Raw genomic sequence first — 585 nt, 5'->3', positions numbered from 1 at the left:
GACTAAATAATGTTTGGGGCTACCTTTGTTTAATCACAGATGCTTATTCCCATAAAATAATGGGGTTTAACTTCAGTTTAGATATGACAGCCAAAGTATGTTTAGAGGCTCTGAGAATGGCATTAAGTAATAGAATCTACAATGAAAAACTTATCCATCATTCAGATAGAGGAAGTCAATACTGTAGCGAGATTTACACTAAATTATTAAAAGATAATAATATAGCAATAAGCACTACGCAAAATGGAAATCCTAGGGATAATGCAGTGGCAGAACGAGTAAATGGAATAATTAAGGGTGAGTTTGATTTAAACTATTCAAGCTTAGGTTATAAGAAAACCAAAGAAAAAATAAGAAGAAGTATAGAGTTGTATAATGAAATCAGACCTCACGATAGTTGTGATAGACTAACTCCTGAACAAGCACATCTTAAAAGTGGAAAATTAACTAAGAGATGGAAGAACTACTATACCAATAAAAACAAACAAGAAGTACTTGTATAGTTATCTTAGGATTATAAAAACAAGTGTACAGTTAAAAGTAGGATTATAAACAATAACTGTACAGCTATATTAGGACGAGACA

At 31.3% G+C, this 585-nt stretch carries 1 protein-coding gene; it reads left to right on the top strand.

Features of this window, described 5'->3' with window-relative positions; all coding sequences use genetic code 11:
* Positions 1 to 503 (top strand): DDE-type integrase/transposase/recombinase (locus CF599_RS19290; protein WP_143824847.1); only part of this gene is annotated, 503 nt, incomplete at its 5' end.
* Positions 504 to 585: the final 82 nt, after the last annotated feature.

It is taken from the genome of Myroides sp. N17-2 (assembly GCF_002286775.1).
In the GTDB taxonomy this organism is placed as follows: domain Bacteria; phylum Bacteroidota; class Bacteroidia; order Flavobacteriales; family Flavobacteriaceae; genus Flavobacterium.
The sequence above is the reverse complement of the archived record's forward strand: the minus strand, read 5'-3'. Positions and strand labels throughout refer to the sequence as shown.